The sequence below is a fragment of the Sphingobium cloacae genome (assembly GCF_002355855.1).
GTDB classification, from domain to species: domain Bacteria; phylum Pseudomonadota; class Alphaproteobacteria; order Sphingomonadales; family Sphingomonadaceae; genus Sphingobium; species Sphingobium cloacae.
The window spans coordinates 2,946,987-2,973,559 of sequence record NZ_AP017655.1; the positions used below are offsets into that span (position 1 = coordinate 2,946,987).

General features: G+C 64.8%; 22 protein-coding genes and 2 pseudogenes. 16 read left to right on the top strand and 8 right to left on the bottom strand.

The window, feature by feature from the left end:
- Positions 1-36 precede the first annotated feature (36 nt).
- Positions 37-1,278: a D-amino acid dehydrogenase gene (locus SCLO_RS14430; RefSeq protein WP_066515369.1), complete on the bottom strand. Its 1,242-nt coding sequence runs from the start codon at positions 1,276-1,278 to the stop codon at positions 37-39.
- Positions 1,279-1,586: 308 nt separating this feature from the next.
- Between SCLO_RS14430 and SCLO_RS23430 the strand changes: the two genes are divergently transcribed.
- The 5 genes and pseudogenes from SCLO_RS23430 (at position 1,587) to SCLO_RS24410 (ending at position 5,024) form a co-directional block, all read left to right on the top strand.
- Positions 1,587-1,733 (top strand): hypothetical protein, encoded by a 147-nt coding sequence (locus SCLO_RS23430; protein WP_157080301.1) that lies wholly within the window; start codon positions 1,587-1,589, stop codon positions 1,731-1,733.
- Positions 1,734-1,954: 221 nt separating this feature from the next.
- Complete coding sequence (locus tag SCLO_RS23940; RefSeq protein ID WP_066515367.1) at positions 1,955-2,236, top strand: hypothetical protein; 282 nt, start codon at positions 1,955-1,957, stop codon at positions 2,234-2,236.
- 49 nt (positions 2,237-2,285) lie between these two features.
- Entirely contained in the window at positions 2,286-2,858 is a 573-nt protein-coding gene (locus tag SCLO_RS14440; protein WP_083949010.1) for an Lrp/AsnC family transcriptional regulator, read from the top strand.
- A 560-nt stretch (positions 2,859-3,418) separates the two neighbouring features.
- A pseudogene (locus SCLO_RS14450) lies at positions 3,419-4,803 on the top strand (GMC family oxidoreductase).
- 14 nt (positions 4,804-4,817) lie between these two features.
- Positions 4,818-5,024, top strand: a complete 207-nt coding sequence (locus tag SCLO_RS24410) for a GMC oxidoreductase (protein ID WP_407695336.1) — start codon at positions 4,818-4,820, stop codon at positions 5,022-5,024.
- Positions 5,025-5,150: 126 nt separating this feature from the next.
- Here SCLO_RS24410 and SCLO_RS24530 read toward each other — a convergent pair.
- Positions 5,151-5,875 (bottom strand): annotated as a pseudogene (locus tag SCLO_RS24530) (IS6 family transposase); the annotation flags it as partial.
- 742 nt (positions 5,876-6,617) lie between these two features.
- On the opposite strand from SCLO_RS24530, the gene SCLO_RS14465 reads away from it, so the two are divergent.
- Together SCLO_RS14465 and SCLO_RS14470 are read left to right on the top strand one after the other, a co-directional pair.
- Complete coding sequence (locus SCLO_RS14465) at positions 6,618-7,607, top strand: sterol desaturase family protein (protein ID WP_066515361.1); 990 nt, start codon at positions 6,618-6,620, stop codon at positions 7,605-7,607.
- A gap of 122 nt (positions 7,608-7,729) precedes the next feature.
- Positions 7,730-8,350, top strand: coding sequence for a hypothetical protein (locus tag SCLO_RS14470; protein WP_066515478.1), 621 nt, complete (start codon positions 7,730-7,732; stop codon positions 8,348-8,350).
- A gap of 620 nt (positions 8,351-8,970) precedes the next feature.
- On the opposite strand, the gene SCLO_RS14475 is transcribed toward SCLO_RS14470, so the two are convergent.
- Together SCLO_RS14475 and SCLO_RS23010 are read right to left on the bottom strand one after the other, a co-directional pair.
- Positions 8,971-11,388 carry a TonB-dependent receptor gene (locus SCLO_RS14475; protein ID WP_066515348.1) on the bottom strand — a complete coding sequence of 806 codons (2,418 nt, stop codon included), beginning with the start codon at positions 11,386-11,388 and terminating at the stop codon, positions 8,971-8,973.
- A gap of 398 nt (positions 11,389-11,786) precedes the next feature.
- Positions 11,787-12,035 (bottom strand): hypothetical protein, encoded by a 249-nt coding sequence (locus SCLO_RS23010; protein WP_123905522.1) that lies wholly within the window; start codon positions 12,033-12,035, stop codon positions 11,787-11,789.
- 148 nt (positions 12,036-12,183) lie between these two features.
- Between SCLO_RS23010 and SCLO_RS14480 the strand changes: the two genes are divergently transcribed.
- The 9 genes from SCLO_RS14480 to SCLO_RS14520 are packed head-to-tail and all read left to right on the top strand — an operon-like array spanning position 12,184 to position 23,170.
- Positions 12,184-13,257 carry a putative urea ABC transporter substrate-binding protein gene (locus SCLO_RS14480; RefSeq protein WP_066515473.1) on the top strand — a complete coding sequence of 358 codons (1,074 nt, stop codon included), beginning with the start codon at positions 12,184-12,186 and terminating at the stop codon, positions 13,255-13,257.
- 52 nt (positions 13,258-13,309) lie between these two features.
- On the top strand, positions 13,310-14,125 hold the full coding sequence (locus SCLO_RS14485; RefSeq protein WP_066515345.1) for an ABC transporter permease: 816 nt from the start codon (positions 13,310-13,312) through the stop codon (positions 14,123-14,125).
- Positions 14,122-14,925 carry an ATP-binding cassette domain-containing protein gene (locus SCLO_RS14490; RefSeq protein WP_066515343.1) on the top strand — a complete coding sequence of 268 codons (804 nt, stop codon included), beginning with the start codon at positions 14,122-14,124 and terminating at the stop codon, positions 14,923-14,925. The genes SCLO_RS14485 and SCLO_RS14490 overlap by 4 nt, the downstream gene beginning before the upstream one ends.
- Complete coding sequence (locus SCLO_RS14495; RefSeq protein ID WP_066515342.1) at positions 14,918-15,385, top strand: CopG family ribbon-helix-helix protein; 468 nt, start codon at positions 14,918-14,920, stop codon at positions 15,383-15,385. Before SCLO_RS14490 ends, SCLO_RS14495 begins: the two co-directional genes overlap by 8 nt.
- Positions 15,382-16,206, top strand: a complete 825-nt coding sequence (locus tag SCLO_RS14500) for an urea amidolyase associated protein UAAP1 (RefSeq protein WP_066515339.1) — start codon at positions 15,382-15,384, stop codon at positions 16,204-16,206. Before SCLO_RS14495 ends, SCLO_RS14500 begins: the two co-directional genes overlap by 4 nt.
- Before the next feature lie 16 nt (positions 16,207-16,222).
- Positions 16,223-16,858 (top strand): urea amidolyase associated protein UAAP2, encoded by a 636-nt coding sequence (locus SCLO_RS14505; protein ID WP_066515336.1) that lies wholly within the window; start codon positions 16,223-16,225, stop codon positions 16,856-16,858.
- Positions 16,855-20,451 (top strand): urea carboxylase, encoded by a 3,597-nt coding sequence (uca, locus tag SCLO_RS14510; RefSeq protein ID WP_066515334.1) that lies wholly within the window; start codon positions 16,855-16,857, stop codon positions 20,449-20,451. Before SCLO_RS14505 ends, uca begins: the two co-directional genes overlap by 4 nt.
- Complete coding sequence (gene atzF / locus SCLO_RS14515) at positions 20,448-22,214, top strand: allophanate hydrolase (protein ID WP_066515333.1); 1,767 nt, start codon at positions 20,448-20,450, stop codon at positions 22,212-22,214. Before uca ends, atzF begins: the two co-directional genes overlap by 4 nt.
- 32 nt (positions 22,215-22,246) lie before the next feature.
- A complete protein-coding gene (locus SCLO_RS14520; RefSeq protein ID WP_066515471.1) occupies positions 22,247-23,170 on the top strand; it encodes a Vgb family protein in 924 nt (307 codons plus the stop codon).
- Between the two features lie 116 nt (positions 23,171-23,286).
- Here the strand turns inward: SCLO_RS14520 and SCLO_RS14525 are convergent, their stop codons facing one another.
- From SCLO_RS14525 to SCLO_RS14540, 4 genes are all read right to left on the bottom strand, one after another.
- A complete protein-coding gene (locus SCLO_RS14525) occupies positions 23,287-23,622 on the bottom strand; it encodes a UrcA family protein (protein WP_174521944.1) in 336 nt (111 codons plus the stop codon).
- Between the two features lie 124 nt (positions 23,623-23,746).
- Positions 23,747-24,109, bottom strand: coding sequence for a hypothetical protein (locus SCLO_RS14530; protein ID WP_066515327.1), 363 nt, complete (start codon positions 24,107-24,109; stop codon positions 23,747-23,749).
- Positions 24,110-24,120: 11 nt separating this feature from the next.
- Complete coding sequence (locus SCLO_RS14535) at positions 24,121-25,605, bottom strand: tetratricopeptide repeat-containing sulfotransferase family protein (RefSeq protein WP_066515325.1); 1,485 nt, start codon at positions 25,603-25,605, stop codon at positions 24,121-24,123.
- On the bottom strand, positions 25,602-26,555 hold the full coding sequence (locus SCLO_RS14540) for a sterol desaturase family protein (RefSeq protein ID WP_083949006.1): 954 nt from the start codon (positions 26,553-26,555) through the stop codon (positions 25,602-25,604). Before SCLO_RS14540 ends, SCLO_RS14535 begins: the two co-directional genes overlap by 4 nt.
- Between the last annotated feature and the right edge of the window lie 18 nt (positions 26,556-26,573).

A 26,573-nucleotide genomic window follows, 5' to 3' on the forward strand; every position in this document is an offset into this window, starting at 1 on the left:
ATCGGCCAGCCGTTCATCAGATCATGGTGCCGAATTTCAATGTCCGGGCGCGATATCCCCCGACAGACCCTTCTCCAGATGTTCGGCTGCCAGTTCGGCAGTGATGGCCGAAAGAGTCCAGCCCAGATGGCCGTGGCCGGTGTTGTAGAATATGCGGGAATGGCGGCCCGGACCGACAATAGGCATCATGGTCGGGGTCATCGGGCGCAGGCCTGCCCAAGGAACGACCTGCCGGGTCGACATGTGAGGAAAATGGCGTTCACTCCAGGTGGTCAGCGGTTGAATCCGGTCAGCGCGGATATCGCGGTTGAAGCCGTTGAATTCCGCTGTGCCGGCAACGCGGAAGCGATCCTCGCCAAGACGGCTGGTCACGATTTTGGCGTCTTCGTCCAGTAGGCTCACGCGCGGCGCCGCGGCACGGCTGGCATCGTCGCCGAGCAGCACGGTGATCGAATAGCCCTTGACCGGATAGATATTGGCGCGATCGCCCAGCATGGCCGCCAGCTTGTGGCTGGCGACGCCGGCGCAGACCATCACGGCGTCGCCCTCGATCCTTTCCTCGGCGCCGTCTTTCCGCAACCGCACGGACACGCCGCCGGAGCGAAGGTCGAAACCGCTCACGTCGCCACCGAACAGGAATTTCGCTCCCCGCCGCATGCAGGCTTCCGCAAGGCCGGTGGTGAACTTGTGGATGTCGCCCGTCGAATCCGAAGGCGTGAAGAAGCCGCCGCAGAAATCGCCATGGAGCGTCGGTTCGATCCGCGCGATCTCCTGGGGCGACACTTCGTCCCGTTCGAGGCCTCCTTCGCGCAACAGGGCGTTGCCGCGCCGCGCCTGCGTGAAACTCGCGGGCTCGCGGTAGAAATGCAGGATGCCGCAACGGGACAGATCAAAATCTATTCCTTCACGTTCGGCGATGTCGAACAGGTGATGCCGTGCCGCAATGGCAAGCCTTGTGGTTTCCACGGTATTGGCCCGGTGGCTGCGGATGGCGGCCAGAAATTCTCCCAACCAGGAATATTTGTGTAGTGAGGGGCGCAGGCTGAACAGCAGCGGCGCGTCGGCCCGGAATATCCAGCGCATGCCCTTGGCGATCGTCGCTATCGAGTTCCACACTTCCGCGTTGCTGGCCGAAAGCTGGCCACCGTTCGCGAACGAGGTTTCCATCGCCGGGTAGCGGAGGCGCTCGACGAGCGTAACCTCATGCCCCCTTTCAAGCAGAGCGTAAGCCGACGTGACGCCGGTGATGCCGGCGCCGATTATGATGATCCGGGCCATCGAAAGTTCCTTCCGGCGGGAGGCAGAATGTAGAAAAATCCGGCGACGACGGGGCGCTAATCCGCCGCGGACGCCTGAGGAATGTCCCCGATCCATCCCTTGCGCCCGTTGCTGGAGACGCTTTCATATGTGAGGCTATGCATCGCGATGACTCCTTCTGGCATGAACCATGCCTGCCTCCGGCCGCCCCTCTCCATGAGGAGGGAAGGCGAGTTCGTTGCCTCGCCGATACTTCTTCAGAACAGGCTTGATCTTAGCTGGAAGTACGCGCGCGATCCCGCGAAAGATCAGAGGATAGTGGGAGACCGATGACAGATTTGGTCGCAGAACGGGAACATGGCGCGGAAATGATGCACGCTATCCCACCGGGCGCGCATTTTGCGGTCAACACGCTGGTCGTTGATTCGAAATGCAGTGCAGCATGGAGTTTCCGCTTCAAAGAGCGGGGCGCATGATCCTCACTGAAATGGAAATCCTGCGCATAATATGCATTTGTCGCAGGATTCCATCAACGCCCATCCGTAATGGACCGGCAAGTTTCCGAGATGTTGCACCGCAATGTGTGTTAACGTCCTCTCCTGACCCCAGCCGCGCCATTACCAGCGGATCAGGAAAAGGGGATGTTCCGATGTCAATTACCGGGCGTGCTAATTGTGAGATCGGACATTTGCCCGTCATGGCATCGGTGTTGGCGATCGCTTCGGTTTCCCGTGATCCCAAAACGCTCACTGACGTCGCTGCGGTGCCGGGCGGCTTTCTCAAGGAGATCGCGGCGGCATTCGCCAAGGTGAAACCCGGTTCCGGGGATGGATGCTGCCAGCGATCCCTGGCAAGCACGCTTGCCGATCCGAAACGACTGGAAGCCGAAATCGACATCCACCGCCACCCCAGACTCGAAATCCCGGCCGGCATGCCGATCGGCGATGCCGGATGGTTTGACGATGTTCTGTCCGAATGATTTCCCCCTTCGTCCTCTTCCATTTGAATTTGTGGAGATTATCGGCACTATGGCTCTGAAAATCAAAAAAGGGGCGCAAAGTAACATGGACATGCCGTCCGGCAGAATGAACTGGGCTGACCCGGCGCGAAGCCGCCCCCTTCAATATGAACTTGACGAAACCGACTTTCGCCTGATGCGGGCGCTCGTCACCGAAGGGCGGGCGTCGGACGTATCGCTGGGCGAGACCGTGCATCTGTCGAGCACGGCGGTGGCGCGGCGGCGCAAGATTCTGGAGGAAACCGGCTATATCACTCACTATTCGGCGAACCTCAACGTGCGGGCGCTGGGTTACGGAACGCTCGTTGTGGTTTCAATCGAACTGGTATCCCAAGCAGAGAATGTGCTGCGGGACTTCGAACATGCCGTTTTACAGAGCCCCTCGATGCGCTTCTGCGCTTTCATCACTGGGGACACCGACTTCCTGATGATTATGAATGTTCAGTCGCTGGACGATTATGACATGATCTATCGCAAGGAACTTTCGGTATTGCCGCATGTCTCTCGCATCCGCAGCAGTTTCGTGTTGCGCGAAGTGGCGAACCGCCAGATCGCTCCGGCGATCCTGCAAGGGCGACGCTGACTATTTTTTGTGGTGCGGTGTTCCGCATCCAGCCTAGAGTGATCGCAATCGACGAAAAGTGCATATGTCACTTCCCTGTCGACGGTGCTGCCCGCCATGTCATAGGACTGCACTGAACGCACTTCGGGTGACGAGGGCAATAGTCAACTCAAGAAAACCTGCCACTCGGTGGGAGCACGCGCAAGCTCAGGCTAACGACGGATGTGCTGTCCGAGATCCAGATTGCGGCTTCTCAGGCTATGCAGCGCTTGCCCGGTGCTGGTGACGGCAGGTCAGGCTCGCTTTTTTGCTGGGCGCATGGGCGCCGCAAGTTCTTCGAGGCCGGCGACAGGCCCCGGGAGCCGCTGACGGTGCAGCCCACCAGCTTGCCGCAACATTGCCTTCAAGTGTCGGGAGCACGCATGAACGGAGCTTGGGGTTGCGCACGTGGCATTGCTCATGCGCGCCGATAGATCGACCACAAACACAAGAGCAGGCAGATGTACCGTTGTGTTGGGACGTACGTCCACAGCATTTATGGCGTTACATCGCACTCCAAAGTAGGAAATATTGGCAGGAAAATGGACCGCATCGAGGCCGACTATATTATCGTGGGTGGCGGCAGTGCGGGCGCGGTGCTGGCGTACCGCCTGTCTGCCGATCCCGCGATCCGCGTCATATTGCTTGAAGCGGGTACCCAGGCAAAGGGGGTTAAGACGATCGTACCCGCCGCCGGGTCCCTGTATCTTCGTGGCAGTTCCGCGGACTGGCAGTATATGGGAGAACCAGATCCCACCTTGGACGGACGACGCATCTGCTGGTCGGGCGGAAAGCTGCTTGGCGGATCGAGTACGATCAACGGCATGGTGTATTTCCGTGGGTCACGGGCTGATTATGATCATTGGTCGATCAGGGGTGCGTGGGTTGGTCATTCCAGGAAATCTTCCCTTATTTTCAAAAATCAGAATGGTTTAGTGGGCCGCCTTCACCGTCGCACGCACGGATTGGTCCGCTTGGCGTCTCGACGCCGCGAGCGATGCAGGAGATGTCGGTCCGCTGGCGTGAAGGCTGCAACGAACGAGGAATTGCGCCGCTGAATGACTATTGCGGCGGCGCGATCGACGGTTCGTTCGTGACGCTGAACACAATGCGAAAAGGCGTGCGGTCGAGTACGGCGCGCGCTTTCCTCAAACCGGCCGAGCGGCGCCCCAATCTTCTCATCCTTACCGACCGCGAAGTCGATCGGATCATGTTCGACGGCAAGCGAGCGATTGACGTGTCGGCGCGACATGGTGACGGCAACGAAGTTTACCTCGCACGTGGAGAGGTCATCGTCAGCGCCGGCTCGATCGGTTCGCCGGCGCTGCTGCTCCGGTCCGGTGTCGGGCCAGCAGCAGAATTGTCCCCGCTGGGCATAGATCCGGTCCTTGATCTCCCGGGAGTAGGTCGCAACCTCCACGATCACATCGCGGTCGGCATCAGCAAGCAGGTGCTTTCGAAGACTTACAATTTGGATATGGGGCCTTTCGGCAAAGTGCGATCGGCATTGGAGTATCTGCTTTTTAGAAGCGGGCGGCTCGCTTCCGCCGCGGTTCAAGCGATGGCCTATGCGCGATCCCATCCGAATGCGCCCGAACCCGATTTGGCGCTAAACTTCCAGCCGCTTGCGTTTGACGCCTCCGTGCAGCCCCCTCGCTTGCGTGACCAGGGGGCTATCAATGTTTCCTGCCATCCGACACACCCTCGTGGCCGCGGACAGGTCCGTTTACGCTCCGGTGACTTCCGCCAACCGCCGGTGATAGATTATCCCCTGCTGGGGCATGAATATGACCGGGAGATGCTGCTGAAAGGATGTGAGATTCTCGAGTCGATCTATTCCGCGCCGGCACTCGCCCCCTATGTTGTTCGCGGCTACGAGCCCCCCCCCGGGCCCCGGCCTCGCGCGACGATTGGCTGGCGTGGATAAGGGCACGCGTGGGCGTGGGCTGGCATCCGGTTGGAACCTGCCGGATGGGCTCGGATGAGCTTGCGGTCACGGATCCCCGACTAAAACTGCGTGGTATAAAGGGCCTCCGCGTGGTTGACGCGTCAGTCATGCCGCGAATTATATCAGGTAACACTAACGCTCCGACGATCATGATCGCGGAGAAGGCGGCCGATATGATATTGGATGACGCTCGCGCCTAACCCGTCTTATTCATGATGTTTCGCGCCGGGGAGTTGCGGGCTCGATGTGTCGGGTAGCTGCGTGATCCGGGCGAGCGGTGGTGGCGGTCTAGGCCGGATCGACATTGAGCGCATCCAGATCATGGCGGCGGCGAGGTGTACAAAGCCTGCGAGGTGGATGGTGCGGCGTTCGTATCGGGTGGCGAAGCGTCGGAACTCTCGGTCGATGAGGTGGCGCTCGTGTGAGAAATGATTTGGGATGTTGGCGTGAACAGCGGCGAATTTCTGTAGCGCCTTCATCTGCCTGAAGCGGAGCACCCGTTCCCGTCGTCGAGAGGCGAGGTGGCTGTTCTCCACCCGGTTGTTCGCCCAGCGCCCGATCTCCTGCTTTTGCCGATTGCCCATCTGATCCATCGCAGCACCTTAGGAACGAAGTCCGTCGTTGGTGATCCGTTCAGGCGAGCCGTGGCGCTTCAATGCCTCCTTCATGAAGGCAAGGGGGCGGCCTTGTCGCGGGTTTTCGTGACATAGCTTTCCAGGATCTCACCTTTGTGATCGACCGCGCGCCACAGGTAGACCATCTCACCATTCACCTTGACGTACATCTCGTCGAGATGCCAGCGTCAGTGGCGAAACCCGCGCATGCGGCTGATCCGCTGCCGACGTATATCGTTGGCGAACAGCGACCCGAACCTGTTCCACCAGTAGCGGACGGCCTCATGGCTGATGTCGATCCCTCGCTCGAACAGCAGATCTTCAACATTCCGCAGGCTGAGCGGAAAGCGCACATACATCATCATCTCCAGCCGGATGATCTCCAGCGAGGAGTTGAAGTAGCGGAACGGGCTGGCAGGTTTGCGGGGCCGGGGCATGGAACCTGCTTATCAGCGCCCACCTAACAACTGGTGCATTTGGTCTGACAGGGCCCTCCGGTCAGATGGCCGTGACACCCGCCGCCCTGCGCAAGTTCGCGACCTCCGCACGCAAGCGGCTCCTTCGGGATGGGGGCGGTTATCGGCGGAATCACCTGCGCGCCTTCGCCCAGCGCGTCGAGGTCGGCGAACGCCATGTCCGCATCATGGGATCGAAGGGAGAATTGCTGCGAACCCTGACGGCGGTTTCCGGTGGGAAATCGGCGGGAACCGGCGTTCCTGGTTTGTTCCGAAGTGGCGGTGGAGCCAGTCACCTGCGAACTGCTCTCTGGTGGGCCCTTCCCGTTCTGACGGGAAAATAACGGGAAATCCGCCAATTTCAGCCACAGGTTCGCGACACGGAAGGCCGCAAAGCCCCAATTTGCGCCAAAATGCCAACGGAATTCCCGTAAACCAATAACGGGAATTTATTTCCGCTCTTCCTGCGTTGACCGGGATGCTGGCGCCGGCCTGCCGGGAATTATGCTTCCCGCCGATCCGGGGTAGGCCATTGTCGCGCAAAGCTCCTCCATCGTGCCGGGGCATAGGCATCATCTATGTGATGCATAGCACAGTGACGTCTGGCGTGATGGGGGCACTATCGCAATGCTGCAGCCGATCTAACGCTTGATGGACGATGGACATCCTCCTCGTCCCTCGGCGTGCCAGACGACCCCAAGAGGGCGAGCGATACGAGGGCGGCATGGACGGAGTTCGCGTAGGTAACAGGGTGATAGGAGCGCAGGCGCCGGTCACCGTGGGGTGGGAAAACCTTCCCAAGGTGGAAGGCGGCCCCGTGAAGCAGTTTGTCTTCACCTGGTTCCAACCGGCAGTGCTGTTCGCGCTGATCGCCTTCTGGTATTATGCGCCCAATTCCATCGCAAAGGCATCGACCGCCATTGCCATCGGCATTGGCTTCAAGGTCCTGCTGCTGGCGCTCGAATGGGTCAGCCCGCGCCATGACAGCTGGCGCCTGACCTGGAAGGAATTCGCCACGGACCTGTTCTATGTCGGCCTCGGCTATACGCTGCTCAGGACGGTCGACGTCTATATCGGCGACGGCGCCGTCATCGAAGCCGTGCAGAACGCCTTCGACTGGGAAAAGCTCGCCTGGTTTGCCGGCCTGCCGCTCCTGCTACAGGCTTTCCTGATCTCGTTCATCTTCGATTTCGGCCAATATTGGATGCATCGCGGGATGCATAACTGGTATCCGTTGTGGCTGACCCATGCGCCGCATCATTACATCACCCAGCTGAACATCAACAAGGGCGCGGTCGGCAACCCGATCGAACTGTTCCTGATCGGGCTCGGCGTCGGCGGCTTCTTCGATTTCCTGCCGCGCGCGGCGCTGCTCGCCGGCACCTTCGGCCTGGCGGTGGCGACGTACCAGCATATCAATGTCCGCTTCAACACGCCGCGCTGGTGGCGCTTCCTGTTCAACACCACCGAGCATCACAGCGTGCATCATTCGCAGGACTATGAAGCCAGCCGCAGCAATTATTCCGGAACCTGGATCATCATCGACCGCATGTTCGGCACTTGCGTCGATGGCGAGGCGGAGCTGCTCGGGATGGAAGGGGGACGCCGCATGTCGATCCGCGAGGCGATGACCTATCCCTTCACCCATGGCTGGCAGAGGATCAGGGAACGCTATGGGCGGCGGCCCGACTGGTCGGCGATCCCGGCCGAATGATGGAGCGCGTCCGGACACGCCCTCTCTCAAGGCCATTCGTCATGTTCCGCCAAAGGCGATTGCGGGCGGCCGGGATCGACGCCCGCCGCCGTGAGCCTGGCAATCTTTCGACAGGGGACGCCGTGAACGCACGCTTCATCGACTGGATCTGGCACATCAGGGGCAGCGTGACGCTTGCGCCCGGGCAATCGGGCGATGAGGTTTTCGACAGGCTCGACCCCCTGTTCCGCGAGGCCGGCACCAGCCACGAGCGGGACCGCGACATGCTGACCTTCCGCAAGAAGGACCAGGCGGCGCAGGACAAGATGTCCGTGTTCGACGGTGGCGTCCTGCGGATCGAGGAAGGCGCGGAGGGCCCCGTGCTGCGCTATCATCTGGTCAGCCGGGCCTTGCTGTTCTGCTTTCTGGCGCCGCTTCTGTTCCTGAGCTTCGCCGGGCTGGCCATCGGCATCTCCATGCTCGACAAGCCGTCCGTGGAGGCCGTGGCGGCGAAGAAGGAAAAGGAAGAGAAAAAGGAGAAAGCGACGCTGCCCCAGAATCCGATCGACACATTCCTTGGCGCGCCCGCACCGGAAAAGCCCAAGAAGGACAGCGAGAAAAAGTCCGGCGAGGAGGAGGGCAAGCACTCGCCAACCCCGGCCTATGTCTTCGCGGGACTCTTCGCCATCCTCTATGGGGTGGGGCGGATACTCGAGGACAGGCTGGTCAGGTCGCTGTTCAGGAAGAAATTGCTCGGCCAATAGATCGGCCCGGTGTTCCGGCGCATGCCGTTCCTTAGAGTCTGTCCTGCTTAAGCGGCCCTGGGCCTCCGGCCCACGCCCCGACCCGACATCCCGTTCACCATATTGCGGCTGGGAGGTCGGGGGCGTGAACCGGTGCCGATCCCGCATGAAGCGGACAAACTCCAGGGGCGCCGCATTCCGGTGGGATCGGTCAGCGGATCGGCCGGGCGCAGCGCTCGCCGGATCGCGACCACCCCTCCATGACGCCGGCTGCGTATCACCATGTCGTTGCCCGGCCTCGCCTCGCGCGTATCCGGCATGGCAGTCCCATCCTTCCCGTCCTCATCCGAGCGATGACGGCGTGGCCGCCGACGGCCTACGCCGACAGGCGGAGCAGCCCCTCGCCGGGACAGGATCGGGCGCTGCCTGCGGCGGTCGCCGGCAGGAATGGAAGCGGCGCCGAGCTCCCGGACCATTTTCAGGTCTACCGGACTCCCGGCGCCCCGGGGAAATGCGGAGAACAGAAAAAAAGAGTATGATCCGCTTCGGTCCGGGCGGATCATGCTCTCTGTGCGAAGCCCTGGCTTCTCGCGGGTCGGGCGCCATCCCTGCCGGAACAGCGCCCGATTCGGTTCGTCGGGTCAATATTTGAACCGCATTTCCACGCCGAAGGTACGCGGATTGATGACCGTCCGCTTATAGTAGCGCAGCAGCACGCCATCGTTGAGGCCGACGCGCGAGCGATCGTTGGCGACGGAGGCCACCGCATATTTGTCGAAGATGTTGTTCGCGAACAGGCCGAGGCTGTAGCGTTCGGTCTCATAGGCCAGCGACGCGCGGTGCAGCACATAGCCGGGAAGCTTGTCGCCATAGGCGCGATCCCAGCCGAGCCGCGTCACGACATTGCCGCGATAGGTGGCTGTCCAGTCGGCGACGATGTTCCCGTCCATGAACGGATGCGTATAGGTCGCGCCCAGGCTTCCGCTGTTCTTCGCCGAACCGGGAAGACGATCGCCGGACAGGGCATCGAGCTGGATGGGGTCGCTGGGATAGCTCCCCGCCGGATCGTTGACGGCGATGATGGCGGGCACGTCCTGAGTCAGCCTGGCATTCACGTAGGAATAGGTGCCCTGGATGGACAGTCCCTGGACGGGCTTTAGCTGGAACGAGGCTTCGAAGCCTTCCGACTTGGCCTTGCCGCCGTTCACCGTGATGCCGACAATGCCATTCAGGGTGGCGGAAGCGACCTGGATGCCGCTCCATTTGATCTGGAAGACGTTGAAGTTGAAGGTCAGCTTCCGGTCGAACAGCTGGGTGCGGATGCCGATTTCGGCATTTTTGGTGGTGTCCGGGCCATATTGCTGCTCGTTCGGCAGGGCGCAGACATTCTGCACGTTGGGATTGAGCGGCAGGATGCACGGCGCGACGGCGTTGGGTCCGCCGATGCGATAGCCCTTGCTGTATGTGGCATAGACCATGACGTCGGGCGTGACATTATAGGAGGTGTTGAACTTCCACACCCAGCCGCTCTTCTTCGAATCTCCGCCGGCGGGTTTGAGATCATAGGGGCTGACCGGGTTCTCGACGACATCGGGCGTGTTCGGATTGTCGCCGAGCAGCGGGGTGGTCGCGCGGCCGAGAATATCCGAGCTATAGTGAAAATAGCGCAGGCCGGCGGTGACCTGCCATGCTGGCGTCACCCTGAACGTGCCTTCGCCGAAGATCGCCTTCTCCGTCACTTTCGACTTTGTGTAGGACGCGTACTCGACCTCGTCGGGATTGGGCTGGGTGCCGAACTGGACCCAGGGGTGGTTCGGCAGGATCTCGCGATAGTCCGTCTTGAGCTTCTGTTCGTTGTAGAAGCCGCCGATCACCCAGTTGAGCGGCCCGCCATGGCGCGACACGAAGCGGACTTCCTGGTTGAACTGCTTGCGGCGGTTCACGCTCTCATTATAGCTCGAAAAGGCGGGGAACGTCTCATAGCCATAGTCCAGGTCGAGCAGCAGGTCGGTATTGTCCGCCATCCGGGCGTTCCGGACATCGGTATAGGCGGTCGTCGCCACGAGATCGGCGATGTCGGCGATGTTCGCATTGACTTCCATGCTGCCCAGGTGCGCGCGGCGCTTCACGGGCTCCATATAGCGGGCGCCGCTTTCATATTTGCCGGTTCCCAGCACGCCGTTGCTGTTATACTGGCCGCCGTCGGTCCTGGTCTGCTGATAGGCGTAGGTGAAGTTCACCTTCAGGTCTTCGCTGAACTGGACGAGCAACTGGTTGCGCGTGGTGAAGGTCTTCTCGAAATTGAGGTCCTTGCGGCTGGTCAGGTTCGCGGCATAGTCCGCGTCCGATACCCCGTCCGGGCCGCTGGGCTGCGGAAGCGACACGCCCGGTTCCTGAAGCAGCAGCGAATAGTCGATGAAACCGGGATCGTAGAAATATCCGGTCGCCGAGCGGAAGGCGACATGGTCCCTGATGATCGGGATATTGATGACGCCGTCGAGCTGATAGCCGGCCTTGCCGCTGTGGCCCTTGCCGTAGAAGCGGCCATGCGCTTCGCCCTCAAAGGCGTTCGTGTTGGGGCGGTTGGGGATATTGCGGATAGCGCCGGCCAGCGTGCCGAGGCCGTAAAGCGTGCCCTGCGGCCCGAGCAGCGTTTCGACCCGATTGAGGTCCAGCAGCTTGAAGTCGTAGTAAAGGGGAATCTCCCCCAGATACATGCCGAGCGCATTGTCATAGGAGGCACCCGAAGCATCGGTGTCCGACGCGTTGAGGCCGCGAAGCACGATCGTGCCGGTGGAGCCTGGCCCCGTGTCCGAAATGGTCATGCCGGGCGTGAAGTCGGCGAGATCGCGCACATCGTCGATCCGGTTCCTGGCAAGCTGTTCCGCGCCGACCGCGCTGATATTGATCGGAACGTCCTGGATCGAGATCGCACGGCGGGTAGCCGTCACCACGATCTCGTCGGGGTCGCGCGCTTCGCGGTCCTGCGCGAATGCCGGGGTGGCTCCAACGCCCATAAGAATGGTCGTGCCAAGCAATATGGTGCGAAATAACTTCATGGTCACTATACCCCTTTTTGTCGTTGGGCCTTAAGTGACATCCTTCCCCTTGACGCTCTGGCTGCGCCGGCGTCCTGTTTGCTGGATCACCCTGTGCTGGATTACCGGCCGGATCCCGACCGGACATCCCCGGCATTTCATGGCCCCGATGTTCGCGGCGGATATGTCGCGGCGGAGCGGGGCCGCGCCGGCCGGCCGTCGACCGCCTGCCCGAGCGACGGACCGGAGATGCCGCGAGGCAGGCGAGGCCGATGGCACGCTGCCCGACATGGTCCTGTCGCTGGTCAGATATCGATCCACGAACCCTCAATTCCGAACTGCGATGCGCGGCGCTCCAGCCCTTCCGTCCGGCCGCTTCCATAAGCGCCTCTGATACGGTATGAATATTACCTAATGCGTCAAGCGTAATATTTTTGCACCTGCTCAGTATGAAGGGGTAATGTGCTGCGCCGCACAAAATCGCCATTTCCGGGCGGAAGCGCGCCGACTGTTTCCGCGCGGATAAGGCCAGACGGCGCAAAGGCCACCATCGGACGGGACAAAAATGCCGCGACTCGCAGACCATGACCTTTTCCGTCATTGCGCCCGACGTGATTCTCCTTCGATTGCTTGGGCATGGTGCAGTTCGAGCCGGTCGTCCCCGCCATGACTCCGCGCGACCTGACAAGGCGTGCGGGCATGATCCTTCTATCCGACCTCGGCGGATAATTATTACCTTTACTGAAAGAGGTAATATTTCTTATGGACAAGGAACCCGATGGCGGCGATGCTGCGCCACGGAAAGGGGATCGAATCATGATTATGTTGATTGCCAGGGTCGCCATGATCGCGGGGGCGCTCTGCCTCGCTTCCTGTTCGCGCAATTCGGAGCCCGGGTCGGAGCAGCGCAAGGCGTTCAGCATCGGCTGGTCGATCTATGCCGGCTGGATGCCCTGGCCCTATGCCCAGCAGGCCGGGATCGTGAAGAAATGGGCCGACAAATATGGGATCAGCATCAACGTCGTCCAGGTGAACGACTATGTCGAATCGATCAACCAGTACACGGCCGGCAAGTTCGACGGCGTGACCGTCACCAACATGGACGCCCTCACCATCCCCGCCGCCGGCGGCAAGGACAGCAGCGCGATCATCATCGGCGATTATTCCAACGGCAATGACGGCATCCTGCTGAAGGGCGCCAAGGATCTGGCCGCGATCAAGGGGCGGAAGGTCTATCTCGCCGAGCTTTCGGTCTCGCATTACCTGCTCGCCCGCGGGCTCGAGAAAGCGGACCTGAAACCGACCGACGTCAGGACCGTGAACACGTCCGACGCGGATATCGTCGGCGCTTTTTCCAGCCCGGATGCGACTGCTGCCGTCGCCTGGAATCCCCAGCTTTCGGTGATGAAGGGCCAGGCCGGCGTCCATGAGGCGTTCGATTCCTCCCGGATTCCCGGCGAGATACTGGACCTGCTGGTGGTCGACAGCGCGACGCTGAAGGCCAATCCCGCCCTGGGCAAGGCGCTGGCCGGCATATGGTACGAGACCGTCGCCCTGATGCAGCGCCAGGACGCGCAGGGCAAGGAGGCGCGCGCGGCCATGGCCAGGCTGGCCGGCGCGACGCCGGCCGCCTTCGATAGCCAGCTTTCGACCACCTTCCTTTATGCCGATCCGAAGGCGGCCGTCGCGGCGAGCTCCGCCCCTGCGCTGGTGAAGACGATGACGCTGGTGCGCGATTTCAGCTTCGCTCACGGGCTGTTCAAGGGCGCCGCGTCGGCCGATGCGGTGGGAATTGCCTTTCCCGGCGGCAAGACGCTGGGCGACCCCGCGCGGGTGACGTTGCGGTTCGACGAAAGCTTCATGAAGCTGGCCGCCGACGGAAAGCTCTGACCGCGATCCGGCCCGCGTCCCGCCTGCCAAACCTCTGTCGAAGGTATAAGACATGCGTTGGGTGAACCGACATGTTTCCCGGGGCAACCGCATCTTCCTCGGCGCGGCGCCGATCCTGCTGCTGGTGCTGCTCTATCTGTTTCTGGCGGCGCAGCGCCACGCGGCCAACCCGATGGACAAGATCCTGCCGCTGCCGGGTGGCATGGCGGAAGGGATGGCCGCGCTGTTGTTCCAGCCGGACCAGCTCACCGGCCAGTTCCTGTTCTGGACGGATACGCTGGCGAGCCTGCAGCGCCTGGGACTGGGACTGGGCATCGCGACCCTCTCGGCGCTGCTGATCGGGCTGGTGCTCGGCGTGCTGCCGCCGGTACGCGCGACGTTCGGCCCGCTGGTGACGGCGATCGCGGTGATCCCGCCGATCGCCCTGCTGCCCATCCTCTTCGTGGCGCTGGGGCTGGGCGAGACGGCCAAGGTCGCCCTGATCGTCATTGGCATCGCCCCGGTCATGGTGCGGGACATCGCCGCCTATGTCGCCCAATTGCCGCGCGAGCAGATCATCAAGGCGCAGACGCTGGGCGCCAGCTCGTGGCAGATATTGATCCGGGTCGCGCTGCCGCAGGCCATGCCGCGGCTGCTGCACGCGATGCGGCTGTCGCTGGGGCCGGCCTGGGTGTTCCTGATCTCGGCGGAGGCGATCGCGTCGGACGTGGGCCTGGGCTACCGGATATTCCTCGTCCGCCGCTATCTCGCGATGGACGTCATCATCCCCTATGTCGCCTGGATCGCCCTGCTGGCGATATTGATGGACTTCGCGCTGGCGTCCCTCAGCCGCAGGCTCTTCCCCTGGGCGCATGGAGCCGGCCATTGAGCGCGCTCCTCAGCCTCCGCGACATCTGGGTCGAATATGGCGACAAGATCGTGCTCGAAAGGGTGAACATCGATATCGAGGCGGGTTCCTTCGTGTCGATCGTGGGGCCGTCGGGCGCGGGCAAGAGCAGCCTGCTGCGCCTCGTGCTCGGGCAGGAAGCGCCCAGCCGGGGGACCATCCTGCTCGACGGCGTGCCGCTGACGCCGGAATGCGGCCCCGATCGGGGCGTCGTGTTCCAGCGCTATTCCGTCTTCCCCCATCTGTCGGCGCTGCGCAACACGCTGTTCGGCCTCGAATGCGAGAAGGCGCCCCTGGCCGCGCGGCTGTTCGGCGGCGCGCGCCGGGCGGCTATGGCGGAAGCGGCCGGGATGCTGGATGCGGTCGGGCTGGGCGACGCCATGCATCTCTATCCCGCCCAGATGTCGGGCGGCATGCAGCAGAGGCTGGCCATCGCCCAGGCGCTGGTCAAGCGCCCGCGAATCCTGCTGCTGGACGAGCCGTTCGGTGCGCTCGACCCCGGCATCCGCGCGGACATGCATGCGCTCATCACGCGGCTGTGGCGCGACTATGCGCTGACGATCGTGATGGTGACGCACGACATTCGCGAGGCCTTCACGCTGGGCACGCGGGTGCTTGCGATCGACAAGCGCCGCCACGATCCGCAGGCCCCGCACCGCTTCGGCGCGACCGCGGTCTACGACCTGCAGCTGCGGCGCCCGAAGGAGGAGGCGGCGCCGGAAGAGGACCTCCCCGCCGTCCCCGATGAGCAGAATGACCAGGAGAGCATTGGACATGGGTAGCGACACCACCGGCCTTGCGAGGCTGAGCATCAGCCTTCCCGGAGACCTTTTCCGGCAGCTCGACATGATGGTGGCGGAACGCGACCTGCCTTCGCGATCGCAGCTGATCGCCGAACTGATCCGCCACGCGCTCGCCGAACATGAGGCGCTGACCCGCCCCGACGAGATGCTCGCCGGCACGATCACCATCGTCTATCGCGGCGATCGCGGCCGGGTGCGGCACCAACTGGCCCAGACCCAGGCCGACTATCTGAAGGAAGTCATCTCCTCGCAGCATGTCTTCCTGGAAGACGACCAGTCGCTCGAGGTGCTGCTCGTCCAGGGCCCCGCCTATCTGCTCAAGGAACTGTGCGACGCGTTGCGCCGGGTGCGGGGCGTGCATCAGCTCGAACTCGTCACCACCACCGCCCTCCTGCCGCCGCTCTATGAGCAGGACGAGGGCAAGGGAGCCGCCAAATGACCGAAATCCTCGCCAATCCCCTGGCCGCCCGCGACCATGCCCGTGCCATGGCGGGCACCGTGGTCGAAGCCATGCCGGTGCTGCCGCCGGGCGCCGACGACCTGCCCGCCGGCGTCGCCGCCGACGACCTGCTCTGGGAAGAGACGATCGCTGCCGGTGGCTACGCCACGCGGCGGCTGAGGCGCGGGGCGCGGTTGCGGCTGATCGACCTCAAGGGCGACGCCTGCGCCTCGCTGCTGATCTTCAACGCGGAGATGCCCGCCGAGCGGCTCAACGTCGCCGATACGGTGAAGGTCCAGTGGAACGCCTATCTGGGCGCCGGCAAGCTGCTGCTGTCGGACATGGGCCGGGTGCTGATGAGCTTCCTGGAGGATGAGGCGGGCATCCACGACGCCTTTTGCGGCACGTCGAACGCGGCGACCAACGCGGCGAAATATGGCAACGGCGCCAATAGCGGCCCGTACCCCAACGGCCGCGACCGCTTGCTGCTCGGCGCGGCCAAGCATGGGCTGGGGCGCCGCGACGTCCATCCCTGCGTGACGCTGTTCAAGGGAACGAAGATCGAGACGGACGGCGCGATCACGCCGCGGGTCGGGCCCTTCGCGCCGGGCCGCCATCTGGTGCTGCGCGCCGAGATGGACGTGATCGTGGTGATCGCGAACTGCCCCCACATGCTCGACCCCCGCACAGACTGGACCGTGACGCCGCTGCGTGCGACCGCCTGGCGCGGTCCCGTCACGCCCGCGGACGACCCGATCCGCAACGCGACGCCCGAAGGCCTGCGCGCCTTCGAGAATGTCGAAGATTATTTCCGCCGGTGAAAAGGAAACAGCCAGCATGAATCCCGATCCCCATTTGTCCGGCCTTTCCGGCACGGTCGTCCATGACGCGGTCGTGCCCGCGCGCGCGCCGTGGCTGCACCATGTCGCCGCCGGCCAGACGCTGCGCATCGTCGACCTGGAGGGCAACCAAGCCGTCGACTTCCTGCTCTATTCCGCGGCCGACGATGCCGAGCGCTATAGCGCGCAGGACACCGTCGCGGCGCAGGGCAACCTGTTCCTGCGCAAGGGCACGGTGCTGCGGTCGAACGAGGGCCGGCCGATGATGACCATCGCCGACACCGCGGTGGAGTATCACGACACCATCGGCGGCGCCTGCTCCAGCGAGTCCAACACACTGCGCTATGGCCGCCATACCAAGGCCGAGCATGCCTGCGTCGAGAATTTCCTGGAAGCGAACCTGCTGGAGGGGCGCGGCAAGCGGGACATCGTCTCCAACATCAACTTCTTCATGAACGTGCCGGTGGAGCAGGACGGGTCGCTGGGCATCGTCGACGGCATCTCCGCGCCGGGACTGACCGTTGACCTGCGCGCCGAGATGGACGTGATCGTCGTCGTTTCCAACTGCCCGCAGGTCAACAACCCCTGCAACGGCTTCAACCCCACTCCCGTCAGGATGATCGTGACCGCATGAGCTTCGACACCGTCCTCATCGCCAATCGCGGCGCGATCGCCACGCGGATCATCCGTACGCTGCGGCGGATGGGCCTGCGTTCCGTGGCGGTCTATTCCGAAGCCGACGAAGGTTCGCTCCATGTCTCGCAAGCGGACGAGGCCGTCTGCATCGGCCCGGCGCGCGCTTCGGAAAGCTATCTCGACATCGCCGCCATCCTGGACGCGGCCCGCGCGACCGGCGCGGGCGCGATTCATCCGGGCTACGGCTTCCTGGCCGAGAATGTGGAGTTCGCGCAAGCCTGCGCGGAGGCGGGGATCGTCTTCATCGGCCCCACGCCCGACAATATACGCACCTTCGGCCTCAAGCACAGCGCCCGCGCCCTCGCCGCCGCGCATGACGTGCCGTTGGCGCCGGGCACCGAATTGCTGACCGACGAGGAGGAAGCCGTCCGCGCCGCGCGGGAGATCGGCTTCCCCGTGATCCTGAAGGCGACGGCGGGCGGCGGCGGCATCGGCATGCGCATCTGCGAGGACGAGGAGGCCGTCAGCGAAGGCTTCGCGACCGTCGCCCGCCAGGGGCAGAGCAGTTTCGGCGACGCCGGCATCTTCCTCGAACGCTATATCCGCCGCGCGCGGCATATCGAGGTGCAGATTTTCGGCGACGGACAGGGCCGCGTCATGCCGCTGGGCGAGCGCGACTGCTCGCTCCAGCGCCGCAACCAGAAAGTCGTGGAGGAAGCGCCAGCGCCGCTGCTTCCGCAAAAGGTGCGCGAGGAGCTGATCGCCGCCGCGGTTCGTCTGGGCGAGGCCGCCCGGTACCGCTCGGCGGGGACGGTCGAGTTCCTCTACGACGCCGAGCGCGAGGCGTTCTTCTTCCTGGAGATGAACACCCGCCTCCAGGTCGAGCATGGGGTGACCGAAGAGGTCATGGGCATCGATCTGGTCGAATGGATGATCCGTGGCGGCGCGGGCGATTTCGCCTTCCTCGACGCCGCGCCGCCCCGGCCCGAGGGCCATGCGGTGCAGGTCCGGCTCTATGCCGAGGACCCCGCGCTCGACTACCGCCCCACTTCGGGCATGCTGACGGCGGTCGAATTCCCCGCCGGCATCCGCGTCGAGACTTGGGTCATGGCGGGGTCCACCGTCAGCATCTGGTACGATCCGATGCTGGCCAAGCTGATCGTCCACGCGCCGACGCGCGCGCAGGCCATCGCTGCCATGCAGGCCGCGCTAGACCAAAGCCGGGTGGACGGCATCGAGACCAACCTGCGCTGGCTTCGCGACGTGGTGCGCGCCGATGGCTTCGCCAGCGGCGAGGTCTCGACCCGCCTGCTCGACGGCATCGCTTCCCATCCGCGCGCCATCCGCGTCGTCAGCGGCGGCACGGCGACCAGCGTGCAGGACTGGCCCGGCCGCCAGCATCTCTGGTCTGTAGGCGTCCCGCCATCCGGGCCGATGGACGACCAGTCCTTCCGCCTCGGCAACCGGCTGCTCGGCAATCCGGAAGGCACGGCGGGGCTGGAAGCCACCATCACCGGCCCGACGCTGACCTTCACCGCGCCCGCGCGCATCTGCCTGACCGGCGCCGATTTCGGCGCGACGCTGGACGGCGAACCCGTCGCCCGGGGCATCGCGATCGACGTGGCGGCCGGGCAGACGCTCGCGCTCGGCCGGGCAGGGGGCGGGGGCCTGCGGGGCTATATCCTGTTCGCCGGCGGGCTCGACATCGCGCCCTATCTCGGCAGCCGCAGCACGTTCGAGCTTGGCCAGTTCGGCGGCCATGCCGCGCGCCGGCTGCTGGCGGGCGACACGCTGCATCTGGGGGAGGAGCCGATCGATGCGCCGCTTTCCCAAGTCGCGCTGCCCGACCTTTCGACCGAATGGACCCTGCGCGTGCTCTATGGCCCGCACGGCGCACCCGACTTCTTCACCGATGCCGACATCGATGCGATCGTCGCGGCCGAATGGCAGGTCCATTATAACAGCAACCGCACCGGCGTCCGCCTGATCGGGCCCAAGCCCCGATGGGCGCGTGCCGACGGCGGCGAGGCGGGCCTGCACCCCTCCAACATCCACGACAATCCCTATGCCATCGGCGCCGTCGACTTCACCGGCGACATGCCGATCATTCTGGGCCCCGACGGCCCCTCGCTGGGCGGCTTCGTCTGCCCCTTCGTGGTGATCGCGGCCGATCGCTGGAAGATCGGCCAGCTCGCGCCTGGCGACCGGCTGCGCTTCGCGCCCGTCAATATCGGCGATGCCGAGGTGGCGAACCTGCTGCAACGCAAGCTGGTCGCGACCGGCGCGATGCCGGAATCCGGACCCGCCCGGCCCATGGGGGCGCTCTCGCCGATCCTCGCCGAGATCGCCGAACGGGACAGCCGCCCGCGCACGGTCTATCGCCAGCAGGGCGACCGCAACATCCTGGTCGAATATGGGCCGATCGTGCTCGATATCGAACTCCGCATCCGCGCCCACGCGCTGATGACGGAACTGGAGAGGCTCGCCCTGCCCGGCATCGTCGATATCGTGCCCGGGATCCGTTCGCTTCAGCTCCATTTCGACAATGACCGGATGACCCAGCGCGCCGCGCTCGCGATGCTGATCGCCGCCGAAGAGCGTCTGGGCGATCTTGCGGACTTCACCATCCCGTCCCGCATCGTCCATCTGCCGCTGAGCTGGCGCGATCCGGCGATCATCGAGACGATCGAGAAATATATGGGCGCGGTGCGCGACGATGCGCCCTGGTGCCCCGATAATATCGAGTTCATCCGCCGGATCAACGGCTTGCCCGACGCCGAGGCGGTGGAGAAGCTGATCTTCGAGGCGAACTATCTCGTGCTCGGCCTGGGCGATGTGTATCTGGGCGCGCCGGTGGCGACCCCGGTGGACCCGCGCCACCGCCTCGTCACCACCAAATACAACCCCGCGCGGACCTGGACCCCGCCCAATGTCGTGGGCATCGGCGGCGCCTATATGTGCATCTACGGCATGGAGGGGCCGGGGGGCTACCAGCTTTTCGGGCGGACCATCCAGATGTGGAACACGCACCGGCAGACGGACGCCTTCACGGATGGCAAGCCCTGGCTGCTGCGCTTCTTCGACCAGATACGCTTCTATCCGGTCAGCGCCGGGGAGCTGGCGCAGTGGCGGCGCGATTTCCCCAGCGGGCGGCGCTCGATCCGGATGGAGCCGTCCGAGTTCCGCCTTGCCGACTATCGCGCCTTCCTGGCCGGCAACGCCCGGTCCATCGCGGATTTCGAGGCGCGGCGGCAGGCCGCCTTCGACGCGGAGCGGTCCGAATGGCGGCGCAGCGGCGAGTTCGACCGCGTGACCGACCTGATCGAGGCGGAAGCGCCGCAGGCTGTCGCCGTGGACCTGCCCGAAGGCGCGGAACTGGTGGAGGCCCCCTTTGGCGGCAGCGTCTGGAAGCTGCTGGTCGCCGAGGGGGATGAAGTGAAGGCAGGAGACGCGATCGCGATCATCGAGGCGATGAAGATGGAATGCACGGTGCAGAGCCCCGGCACGGGAACGGTGGCGGCGCTGTACGTGCAGGAGCGGCAGTCGCTCCAGCCCGGCACGCCGATGCTGGCGCTGAAGGGAGCGGCATGACCGTGCCGGACCTTAGGAGCGCCGGGGCGATCGCCGCCGAAGTTGGCGCCGGGACGAGGAGCGCCGTTGCGGTGATGGAGGAGATGCTCGCCCGCGTCGCCGCCTATGATGCGGTCCAGCCGCAGGTGTGGATCAGCCGCGCCGCGCCCGATGCCCTTTTCGCCGCCGCCGGCGCCGTTGATGCCCGTGTCGCGGCCGGTGAGCGCCTGCCGCTGGCCGGCGTGCCCTTCACGGTGAAGGACAATATCGACGTGGCGGGGCTGGAGACGACGGCCGCCTGCCCAGCCTTCGCCTATCGGCCCGAAAGGTCGGCGACGGTGGTCGAACGGTTGGCCGCGGCGGGCGCGATCTGCGTCGGGAAGACCAATCTCGACCAGTTCGCCACGGGCCTCAACGGCACGCGCAGCCCTTATGGCGCGCCGCGCAACGCCTATAATCTCGCTTATGTCAGCGGGGGCTCCAGCTCGGGCTCCGCCGTCGCGGTGGCCGCCGGGCTGGTGCCCTTCGCGCTCGGCACCGACACCGCGGGCTCGGGCCGGGTCCCCGCCGCCTTCCAGCATCTGGTCGGGTTCAAGCCCAGCAAGGGCCGCTGGAGCAATCGGGGACTGGTGCCGGCCTGCAGGACGCTCGACTGCATCACCGTCTTCACCGGTGACACCGGGGACGCGCGGCTGGTGGACCGGGCGATCGCCGGCTTCGATGCCGAGGACCCCTGGTCCAAGCCCCTGAGCGACCGTCCGCGCGGGCGCGGGACCATCGGCGTGCCGCGCCGCAGCCAGCGCATGTGGTTCGGCGATGCCGAGTCCGAATATCTCTACGACCGTGCGCTGGAAAGATTCGCCACGCGGGCCGAGCTGGTCGAGATCGACCTGGCGCCGCTGCTCGAAGCCGCGCAGTTGCTCTATGGCGGTCCCTGGGTCGCCGAGCGGGCCGCCGCGATGGCGGATATCCTCGCCGAGAATCCGGACGCGATCGATCCGGCCGTGCGCGCGGTGGTCGAGCCCGGATCGGCCATGAGCGCGGTGGAGCTGTTCAACGGCATCTACAGGCTGGCCGAGCTGAAACGCCATGCCGATCTGCTCTGGGATGGCATCGACCTGCTGGCCTTTCCGACGACCGGCACCACCTATCGCGTCGCCGAACTGCTGGCCGCGCCGATCGCGCTCAACAGCAATCTCGGCTTCTACACCAATTTCGTGAACCTGCTGGACATGGCCGCCGTTGCCGTGCCCGCCGGCATCCGCGCCAACGGCACGGGCTTCGGCATCACCCTGATCGGCCCGGCCGGCAGCGACCTCGCCCTGCTGGAGACGGCCGACGCCTGGCTCGCAACGGCCGATCTTCCATCCCCACCCCCGCTCGACCTGGAGGGCAGAATGCAGACCGTGAAACTCGCCGTCGTCGGCGCGCACCTGAAGGACATGCCGCTCCACTGGCAGCTTATCTCGCGCGAGGCGACGTTCGTCGGCGCCTTCGAGACCGCGCCCTCCTACCGGCTCTACGCCATGGCCGACAGCGTGCCGCCCAAGCCCGCGCTGGTCCATAGCGAGGACGGCGCGCCGATCGCGGTCGAGGTCTATGAACTGGGTGTCGCCGAATTCGGCAGCTTCGTGGCCGAAGTGCCCGCGCCGCTGGCGATCGGCACGGTGACGCTGGCCGACGGCAGCAGCGTCAAGGGCTTCGTCGCGGAACCGCGCGCGCTGGTCGGCGCGGAGGATATCACCGGCCTGGGCGGCTGGCGCGCCTACATTGCGCGGGGCTGAGGACGATCATCCATCAAGGGAAAGGGCATATGATGCGAAAGCTCCGGATACTGGCCGCGGTTCTGGCGGCGGGATGCGCTTCGATCGCGGCCGCCGAGCCGGCGGAACAGGTCATCCAGGTGCCCGGCTTCGCCGATTTCCTGGCGGTGGACGGCGACGGCATATGGGTGACGAATGATGGCCGGGTCGAACGCTGGACACGGCAGGGCAGGAGCGTCGCGGTGCCGGTGTCCCGGCCCTGCGGCGCCATGGCCGTCCTTGACGGCGCGCTTTGGGTGGCCGATTGCAAGGAGGGCGGGCTGGTGCGGATCGACACGGCCAGGGGGGAAAGGACCGCCGCGATCCCGACCGGCATCGCCAACCCCAAGGGCGAACTGAATGTCGTCGCCGGAGCGGGATCGATCTGGGTGGCGAGCGACCAGAAGGGCGTGGTGTCGCGGGTCGATCCCGCCACCAACCAGGTGACGGCCTCCATCGCCGTCAGCCCCGGCACCCATTATCTCGCCTTCGGTTTCGGCTCGGTCTGGGCGGTCAGCAGCGAAAGCGCGACCATCCAGCGCATCGATCCCGCGACCGATGCGGTCGTGAAGACCATAAAGCTGGGGAAGAGCCCGGGCTTCCTCGCGGCGGGCGAAGGCGCGGTCTGGGTTCAGGAGCAGGGCGACGGCACGGTCGCGCGGATCGACCCGGAAACCGGCGAGGTGGACGGCCGGGTCAGGATCGGCGAGGTGCTGAAATATGGCGATATCGACACGGGCGCCGGCATGGTCTGGCTGCGCACGACCGAGGACCAGACCTTCGTCGCGATCGATCCGCGGACGATGACCGTCCGCAAGCGCGTCGGCAAGGCCGAGGGCAGCGGGGCGCTGCGCTATAGCGAAGCGGGCTTGTGGACATCGGCCCATGACGTGCACACGCTGACCTGGTGGCCCGATCCGGCGAAGATCGCGGAATGATCCGTCCGCGGCCCGGCTGCGGGCCGCGGACGGAATCCTGGAGCTTGGAGTCTGTTTGGAAATGCGCCTTCGGCGCATCCGCACTATGCTTTGCCGCGCATTCTCCAACCGGACTCCTAGCGCAGCGAGGCGAGCCGGACAGATGAGGCGTCCGGCGTGGCGGCCAGGCGGGTCTCGATCTGCTGGCGGACATCGGCGACGACGGCGACGCGGCATGCCTGCGCCTGCGCTTCGAGAGCGAGGTGGATATCCGAGAGGCGCTCACCGCAGACGGCGCGCGCGGCCTTGTCCATGCGGATGGCGAGGCGCTGCTGGCCTTCGGCGGTCGAAAGGTCGATGTCCTTGAGGTGCAGGATCGCCTGATCCTGGGCGAAAGGGTTTTCGGCGGCGACGGCGGCCGAGGCCGAGGTCGCCAGAGCAATGGTGGCGAGCGCCACGAGGCCAGTCTTCATCTTCATCTCCTGTACGTCGAACGAGCGCCGCCCTCCGTCGGCTGCGGATCACATAATATCAGGAAATGAGTTTTCAATAAAAAACTGAATAATGATGAATTATTACTTTAAGTATGGCTGATTATTACTTCACACGAACGACCAGCATGGTAATATTCTCCGCATGGCCGAGAAGCCCGACAGGCAGTCGTGCTTCTTCCGCATGGCCTTCGACCGCGACCGTGATCGTCCGCGCATAGGGCGCAGACCAATCCTCCACTGTCTCGACCGGCACCCGGGCGCGCCATTTGCGCGCGCCTTCGACCGCGACCGCGTGGCCGTTGATATGCACGGGCGAGCTGGCATCCTCGCGCTGGCCGGAGACCAGCAGGCAGGAGCCGGACCGGCATTCCACCAGCCGCGTGGCCGGCCCGGATGCCGTCGCGGAGGCCGCGGGGAAGGCCGCGATGAGAGCCGATCCCAACGCAACTATACGAAATGCCGGCATGTCGGCTCCTTTCATTCGATGGGGATGCCAGCGTCCGCGAAGAGGCGGCGCACGGGTTCCATGACTTCGGCATGCCGCTTCCACCGCGCGACCGAATCGGCGTAGATCGGCCGGCGTACCTGCGCGGCGCTGGGGGTCGAGACCGGGGCGGCGTTGGCGTGGAACCGGAGGCAGGCGTCCGCCCAGCCAAGGCCGCAATGCGCGAGCAACCGCCTTGTCTCGCCTTCCTGGTCGGCGACCAGATCCTCATAGCCTATCTCGATCAGCCGGCCGGGCAGCGTCTCGCGCCACCGGGCCATCAGCCGGTCGAAGCGGACATGGTAAGCGGCGATGTCCAGAAGGTCGTAGCTGTAATCATAGTAGCGCGAGCCGATCGCGAAAAGATTGCGGAAGTTGCTCAGCACGGTGTCCATCGGATTGCGGCGCAGGCAGACGATCCGGGCCGAGGGCAGGGCTTGCGCGATGAACCCGGCATAGAGGAAGTTGCCCGGGAACTTGTCGATGAAGCGCAGCGTCGGATCGCGGCGGTGGTGGCTGGCCCGCCGCAGATAATCGCGCCCGATCCCGGCCATGTCGCCGCGCGCGGCGGCGGCGATCGTCTCGGGGTCCATGACGGTGGGCGTGCGCGTTCCGGCCGCCTTCTTCACGGCGAGCGGCATGGCCTGCAACTCGCCCGCGCTTTCGACCAGCGGATGCGAGGAGAGGATGCGGTCGACCAGCGTCGTGCCGGTGCGGGGCATGCCGATCACGAAGATCGGGGCGTCGGGCGCGGGCGCAGGCGCCGCCGGGAGCGGCCAGGCCGCCTCCACGGCGTCGAACATCGCCGCATCGCGCGCGAAGCTGTAGTCCAGCGTCCGGCGATGCCCGGCATTCGCCGCGCAGAGCCTTTCCAGCGCCTCGTCGGGCCGGCCGATATCCTCCAGCTCCTTCGCCAGCGCATAGCCCAGCAGCAGCCTGCCGCGACGGTCCTGCGTGGCGGCGAGGGTCCGGGTGAGGCGCGCGACATGATTGCGCTCCGGGCTTTGCCTGCGAAGTCCGGCAAGGAGGTGGTGGGCGCGCGCATCGCCTGGCGCCAGGGCGATCAGCGCCTTCAGCGCGGCATCGGCCTCCTCGGCGCGGCCGAGGAAGCTGAGGGTCGTCGCCTGATTGTAGCGATAGGCGGCGTTGCGCGGCTCCAGCCGCACCGCCTCGTCGAAATGGACGAGCGCCGCGGCATGGTCGCCCAGCCGGGCATAGACGCAGCCCATCGTGTCGCGGCCGAGCGCATCGGCGGGCGGAGCCTGTTCGGCATCGCGCAGGGTCGCCGCGGCGTCGCCGTCCTGGCGGACCATGATGAACAGCTTGGCGAGCTGCGCGCGATATTCGCCCTGCGGATCGAGCGCCACCGCCCGGCTCAGGTGCCGGATTCCTTCCCGGATGCGGCCCGCGTCCGATTCGGCGACACCCAGGAGGAAATGGTCTTCGGCGGTCGTGGGATATTCGGCCAGCATCGTCATGCCGTGGCCACACCTCCCACCGGCTCGCGGTCCGGCGCCTCGGTATTTGGCGGGTTGTCGTTGGCGATGTTTCCGCCATGCGCCCGCGCGGCCGCCTTGCGGGCCTTGACCCGGTCGATCAGCGGCTGGAAGGGGAACAGGGTCTGCTCCAGGATCGACAGGCGCCGCCGGTCGTCCTGACCCACCACGACCGCCTCACCCTCGCGATAGGTGCCGAAGATGCGGTCGAGCAGGATCAGCGAGTTGCCGTAGTTGCAGCGCGTGCTTTCATAGTCCGTCGAATGATGCAGGCTGTGATGCCGGATCGTCGTGAAGAAGAAGGAGTAGCAGATCGGCGGATCGGCCCGGACATTGGCATGCGCGAAGGTGGAGATGACGCCCATCGTGTTGACGGCCGCGAATATGGCGGTCTTCTCAAGGTCGAACAGGGCGACGACGCTCAGGCTGATAAGGACCAGCTCGATGGGATTTCCCACCGCGCCCTTGGCGGCGTTCAACTGGGTGATGTGGTGATGCGGGGCGTGGGTCAGCCAGAAGGGCATGGAATTGTGCATCAGCCGGTGCATCCAATATTGGCCGAATTCGATCAGCAGGATGACCAGCGCGACCTGCGCCAGCCAAGGCATGTGCATGGCCCATTGCGTGGTGATGCCCAGCGCATCCTTGGCCGCTTTAAGCGGGTCTTCGGCAAGCGTCTGCGAAACCCAGGAGATCACGGTCGCGCCCAGGACGACGTAGAACAGGTCGGTGAAGAACTCCTGCCGGTTCATACGCCAGCCGGCGTGCCGCTCGTTGACCATTTCGAGAAGCAGCACGGTTATCGTGATGAGAGGAGACACCAGGACGAGCGTCCATGAATTCTCCAGCAGAGCCTTCGGCCCGAAAGCCCAGAACGACAGCACCATCGCGATCATCGCGGGCGGTATGTAGTTGAAGAGCTTGTCCCTCATCGCATTCCTTCATTCTTT

Bases quoted from the DNA above. Each gene is read 5' to 3' on its own strand.
- SCLO_RS14430 (WP_066515369.1), bottom strand. From the start codon at position 1,278: ATGGCCCGGATCATCATAATCGGCGCCGGCATCACCGGCGTCACGTCG.
- SCLO_RS23430 (WP_157080301.1), top strand. From the start codon at position 1,587: ATGACAGATTTGGTCGCAGAACGGGAACATGGCGCGGAAATGATGCAC.
- SCLO_RS23940 (WP_066515367.1), top strand. From the start codon at position 1,955: ATGGCATCGGTGTTGGCGATCGCTTCGGTTTCCCGTGATCCCAAAACG.
- SCLO_RS14440 (WP_083949010.1), top strand. From the start codon at position 2,286: ATGGCTCTGAAAATCAAAAAAGGGGCGCAAAGTAACATGGACATGCCG.
- SCLO_RS14465 (WP_066515361.1), top strand. From the start codon at position 6,618: ATGGACGGAGTTCGCGTAGGTAACAGGGTGATAGGAGCGCAGGCGCCG.
- SCLO_RS14475 (WP_066515348.1), bottom strand. From the start codon at position 11,388: ATGAAGTTATTTCGCACCATATTGCTTGGCACGACCATTCTTATGGGC.
- SCLO_RS23010 (WP_123905522.1), bottom strand. From the start codon at position 12,035: ATGGCGGGGACGACCGGCTCGAACTGCACCATGCCCAAGCAATCGAAG.
- SCLO_RS14480 (WP_066515473.1), top strand. From the start codon at position 12,184: ATGATTATGTTGATTGCCAGGGTCGCCATGATCGCGGGGGCGCTCTGC.
- SCLO_RS14485 (WP_066515345.1), top strand. From the start codon at position 13,310: ATGCGTTGGGTGAACCGACATGTTTCCCGGGGCAACCGCATCTTCCTC.
- SCLO_RS14495 (WP_066515342.1), top strand. From the start codon at position 14,918: ATGGGTAGCGACACCACCGGCCTTGCGAGGCTGAGCATCAGCCTTCCC.
- SCLO_RS14500 (WP_066515339.1), top strand. From the start codon at position 15,382: ATGACCGAAATCCTCGCCAATCCCCTGGCCGCCCGCGACCATGCCCGT.
- SCLO_RS14505 (WP_066515336.1), top strand. From the start codon at position 16,223: ATGAATCCCGATCCCCATTTGTCCGGCCTTTCCGGCACGGTCGTCCAT.
- uca (WP_066515334.1), top strand. From the start codon at position 16,855: ATGAGCTTCGACACCGTCCTCATCGCCAATCGCGGCGCGATCGCCACG.
- atzF (WP_066515333.1), top strand. From the start codon at position 20,448: ATGACCGTGCCGGACCTTAGGAGCGCCGGGGCGATCGCCGCCGAAGTT.
- SCLO_RS14520 (WP_066515471.1), top strand. From the start codon at position 22,247: ATGCGAAAGCTCCGGATACTGGCCGCGGTTCTGGCGGCGGGATGCGCT.
- SCLO_RS14525 (WP_174521944.1), bottom strand. From the start codon at position 23,622: ATGAAGACTGGCCTCGTGGCGCTCGCCACCATTGCTCTGGCGACCTCG.
- SCLO_RS14530 (WP_066515327.1), bottom strand. From the start codon at position 24,109: ATGCCGGCATTTCGTATAGTTGCGTTGGGATCGGCTCTCATCGCGGCC.
- SCLO_RS14535 (WP_066515325.1), bottom strand. From the start codon at position 25,605: ATGACGATGCTGGCCGAATATCCCACGACCGCCGAAGACCATTTCCTC.
- SCLO_RS14540 (WP_083949006.1), bottom strand. From the start codon at position 26,555: ATGAGGGACAAGCTCTTCAACTACATACCGCCCGCGATGATCGCGATG.